Annotated in this window: 3 protein-coding genes and 2 pseudogenes; 3 read left to right on the top strand and 2 right to left on the bottom strand. The window is 72.1% G+C overall.

Annotated elements, in window-relative coordinates:
- Window positions 1–84: 84 nt before the first annotated feature.
- Together KBX53_RS23945 and KBX53_RS23940 are read right to left on the bottom strand one after the other, a co-directional pair.
- Entirely contained in the window at window positions 85–804 is a 720-nt protein-coding gene (locus KBX53_RS23945) for a type 1 glutamine amidotransferase (RefSeq protein ID WP_030334533.1), read from the bottom strand.
- Entirely contained in the window at window positions 794–2,041 is a 1,248-nt protein-coding gene (locus KBX53_RS23940; RefSeq protein ID WP_030334532.1) for a MurT ligase domain-containing protein, read from the bottom strand. The genes KBX53_RS23945 and KBX53_RS23940 overlap by 11 nt, the downstream gene beginning before the upstream one ends.
- A 355-nt stretch (window positions 2,042–2,396) precedes the next feature.
- Here KBX53_RS23940 and mraZ point away from each other — a divergent pair, with 355 nt between their 5' ends.
- From mraZ to KBX53_RS23925, 3 genes and pseudogenes are all read left to right on the top strand, one after another.
- Window positions 2,397–2,828 (top strand): division/cell wall cluster transcriptional repressor MraZ, encoded by a 432-nt coding sequence (gene mraZ / locus KBX53_RS23935; protein WP_030334529.1) that lies wholly within the window; start codon window positions 2,397–2,399, stop codon window positions 2,826–2,828.
- 206 nt (window positions 2,829–3,034) lie between these two features.
- Window positions 3,035–4,145: pseudogene (gene rsmH / locus KBX53_RS23930) on the top strand (16S rRNA (cytosine(1402)-N(4))-methyltransferase RsmH).
- Window positions 4,135–4,374 (top strand): annotated as a pseudogene (locus tag KBX53_RS23925) (hypothetical protein); the annotation flags it as partial. The pseudogenes rsmH and KBX53_RS23925, both read left to right, overlap by 11 nt.

Genomic DNA, 4,374 nt, shown 5'->3' with positions numbered 1-4,374 from the left:
GTAACCCGCAGGCGCCGATCAGCAGCACGAGCAGGGCGAACCGGACGGCCGACGGCTGCCGGAGCAGCCGCCGGACGGCGCGGATCATGCCCGGGCGGCGGCCACCGCGGAGCGGCGCTCGTTGCGGAGCCGGTCCGACCAGGTGTCGTCCAACGGCGGGAGCTGGTGCGCCCCGGTGGCCCAGCGCAGCAACAGGTCGGCCAGGGCCGGGTTGCGAGCCAGCGCCGGGCCGTGCGAGTAGGTGCCCAGGAGCTTGCCGCGCCACGCGCCCTCGGTGGCGCCGTCGTTGCCCACCCCGGCGGTGACCCGGGCCAACGGCGAGACCTCCGGACCGAGGTGGGTGCGACCGCCGTGGTTCTCGAAGCCGGTGAGCGGGGGCAGGCCCAGCCGGGGGTCGATCTCGCCGGCCAGCTCGCCCACGGCCCGGGTCTCACCCCGGTCGGACTGCAGGTCGAGCAGCTCCAGCCCGCGGCACTGCACGCCCTTGGCGAAGAACGACGTGCCGAGCAGTTGGTAGCCGGCGCAGACGCCGAACACGACCGAGCCCTGGGCGACAGCGCGGTGCAGGCCGCCGTCGGCGAGCAGCCGCTGGGCGCCCAGCGCCTGCGGGCCGTCCTCGCCGCCGCCGACCAGGTAGATGTCGGCGGTCGCGGGCAGCCGCTCATCCGAGCGGACCTCCAGCACCTCGACCGGCATCCCGCGCTGACGGGCCCGACGGGCGAGGATCAGGGCGTTGCCCCGGTCTCCGTAGGTGGAGAGCAGGTCGGGGTAGATCCAGACGATGCGCAGACTCTCAGATGACACGGTCCAACTCCGCTCGGATGTCCTGGAACGCGGTGTAGTTCGCGATGACCTCCAGCCGCCCGGGCGGGACCGCCCGGAGCGCGTCGTCGAACGTCCGGACGTGCTGGAACGGGACGTCGTTGACGTCCAGCCGCACCGCCAGGTCGTACGCCCGGTCGCCGGTGATCAGCACCTGCCGGCCCCGGAGCGGGGCGAAGTCGACGTCGTAGAGCCAGGAGGTGTCCATGCCGTCGGGGTCGCGCGCGTTGATGGAGAGCAGGGTCGGCGCTTCGTCGGCCATGTCGAACGCCTCCAGCCAGCTGGCCGGGTTCTTGGCCAGCAGCAGCCGGATGTTGCGCCCGTCCTTGTCGACCTGCGCGTAGCGGCCGGCGACCGAGGTGACGATGCCGAGGCGGGACACCGCGTCGACCGGGCGGACGCCGAACTCGGCCGCCACCGCCAGCGCCGTCGCCGCGTTGCCGAGGTTGACCTTGCCGGGCAGCTGGAGGGAGACCTTGTGCCAGGCGCCGCTGGGGTCGAGCACGCCCTCGTCCTCGACGACCCAGTGCGGCTCCGGTCGCCGTAGCGGGCAGCCGGTGCACCACCACTGCTCGCCGGAGCGCTGGATCGTCGAGCCGCACTCCGGGCAGACCCAGGAGTCGTCGTGCCAGCGCTGGCCGGCGCTGAACCACGTCACGTGCGGCGGCTTGATGCCCCGGGCGGGGTCGCCAGGCGGGGTGGCGGCCCACACCACCAGCGGGTCGTCGGCGTTGGCCACCACCCGTACGTCGGTGTGCCGGACCAGCGCCGCGCGCCAGAGCTGCGCCATCATGGCGACCTCCTTGGCGCGGTCGAGCTGGTCGCGGGAGAGGTTCAGCAGCGCGACCACGTGTGGCTCGGTCGCCTCCAGCACCTGGGCCAGATAGTGCTCGTCGACCTCCAGCACCGCGTACGGGGTGCTGCCGGCCTTGGCCAGCGCCGAGGTGTGCCCGCTGGGCATGTTGGCGCCGAACGAGTTGGTGGCGACCCGGCCGAGCACGCCGACCGCGGCGGAGGTCAACCGGGTGGTGGTGGTCTTGCCGTTGGTGCCGGAGACGAGCGCGATCGCGCGCCCGGCCGACAGGTGGGCCAGCAGGTCCGGGTCGATCTTCAGGCCGATCCACCCGCCGATCACCGAACCGTCGCCACGGCCAGCCGCCCGGGAGAGCGCCGCGGCGGTCCGTGACACGGAGCTGGCCACCTTGGCCCGTAGGGGCATTTTCGCGTCCGTCACGCGAGCGAGGTTACCGGACCGCCGGCCCCACCAGATCGCCGCCGACGGTGAACCGTTCGGCCGTGGTGGCTGCGCGGGCGGCCGGGTCGGCGTCCCCCGGACGGAGTCGATCTATGTCGGAAAGCGGACCACGCCGAGGGGCGGCCGGCGCCCTCCACTCCGCTCCACCCCTCGTGACGTGCGGTTTTGCCCCCGAGTAAGGCGCGCCGCGCGGGTGAATTTGGTTGCGGGTGGAGGGAAGTGGAGTAGAGTGGGGACCAATGGTGAGGCCGGGAGGGCTCACCGGCCCGGGGGGTCAGCGGCGCCGCGAACGCCGCTCAAGGGCGAGGGGGTTGGGCCGATGTTTCTCGGCACCCACACTCCGCGCCTGGACGAAAAGGGCCGGTTGATCCTTCCGGCGAAGTTCCGGGATGAGCTGGCGGGGGGTGTCGTGGTCACCAAAGGGCAGGAGCGCTGCCTCTACGTCTTCCCGACTCCTGAGTTCCAGCGGATCGCGGAGCAGTTGCGCGCACAGCCGATGACACACAAGGCGGCCCGGGCCTACAGCCGGGTCTTCTTCGCCAGTGCGCACGACGAGGTTCCGGACAAGCAGGGTCGGGTGACCATTCCGGCCCACCTGCGCGCCTACGCCGCACTCAACCGCGAGTTGGTGGTGATCGGCGCGAGCACGCGGGTGGAGATCTGGGACAAGGTCGCCTGGGAGACCTACCTCGCCGAGAGCGAAGACGACTTCGCCGACATCGAGGAGGGGGTGCTGCCCGGCGGTCTGTAGGGCGGTAACGGCGCCCGACGTACTGCGAGATCTCCAGCCGCTTTCGAGTTCCTGGCATCACTTCCCCGGTGCCAGGCGCACGATCCAGTCACTGGGCGACGGTCCGGTGTCAGGCGGGAGCGGATGGGGATCTGGCGGTACGACGGCAGCGCCGTCCGACGACAGGCGCACGAGAAGAACGGACGTTTCAACCAGTGGGGGTCAACATGGGGGAGTTGCGCGGCACGCACGTGCCGGTGCTGCTCGAGCGGTGCCTCGAGCTGCTGGCCCCCGCGCTGGGTCGAGGCGGCCGGACGGTCTACGTCGACGCGACGCTCGGCCTGGCCGGGCACGCGGAGGCGGTGCTCGAGGCGCATCCGGAGACGGTCCTGATCGGGCTCGACCGGGACACCGAGGCGCTCGCTCACGCGCGGGTCCGGTTGGCCCGGTTCGCCGATCGGGTGCACCTGGAGCACGCCGTCTACGACGAGTTGCCGGACGTGCTGGAGCGGCTGGGCTATCCGGCCATCGACGGCATCCTGTTCGACCTGGGTGTCTCGTCGTTGCAGTTGGACGCGCCCGACCGCGGGTTCGCGTACGCCCAGGACGCGCCGCTGGACATGCGGATGGACCAGACCCGGGGGGTGACCGCCGAGGAGGTGGTCAACACGTACGCGCATCCGGATCTGGCCCGGGTGCTGCGGGTCTACGGCGAGGAGAAGTTCGCCGGTCGGATCGCCTCGGCGATCATCCGGCAGCGGGAGCGGGCCCGGATCACCTCGTCCGCGCTGCTGGCGGAGCTGGTTCGGGACTCCATTCCGGCGCCAGCCCGACGAACGGGCGGTCACCCGGCAAAGAGAACGTTTCAGGCTTTACGGATCGAGGTAAACAGAGAGCTGGCAGCGCTGGAGACAGCGTTGCCATCCGCACTCGACGCACTGACCGTGGGCGGTCGCATGGTGGTCCTGTCCTACCACTCGCTGGAGGACAGGCTCACCAAGGCGGCCCTCACGGACCGGGTCCGCAGTAAGGGCCCGATTGACCTCCCGGTCGAGCTTCCCGGGTCCGGTCCGACGTTCCGGCTGCTCAGCCGGGGCGCCGAACTGCCCGGGGAGGCGGAGGTCGCCGCGAACCCGCGGGCCGCCTCGGTGCGGCTGCGGGCCGCGGAGCGACTCGACCCGAACGCGACAGAGCTTGGGCGGACCGACCGCGAACGGTCCCGCCGACGGGTGAAGGGAATGCACCAACCGGGCACGGGGTCCGCCTGATCCGTGGGGGGTCAGGGGCACCGGGACGGCTAGAGGGACGGATGTTGAGGGGGAGGGACATGAGCATTGACAAGCGCGACCGCCGGGACGTCACCGGCGGCGGGCAGCGCGCACCGCGGTCGGGGGGCCGGATCGCGGCGGAGCGGGCTCCACGCCTCGGAAACGGTACGCCACGCATCGATCGAGTGAACCGGCAGGGGGAGACTCGCGCCCGGGGGGCGCGCGAGTTCCCGACTCAGGGCACCGCCGCGCTGCGTCCGGTCGAGAAGGCCGGCAGTGCGACCGTCGCCCGCCCGCCC

This window comes from Micromonospora sp. M51, assembly GCF_018070305.1.
In the GTDB taxonomy this organism is placed as follows: Bacteria; Actinomycetota; Actinomycetes; order Mycobacteriales; family Micromonosporaceae; genus Micromonospora; species Micromonospora parva.
The sequence above is the reverse complement of the archived record's forward strand: the minus strand, read 5'-3'. Positions and strand labels throughout refer to the sequence as shown.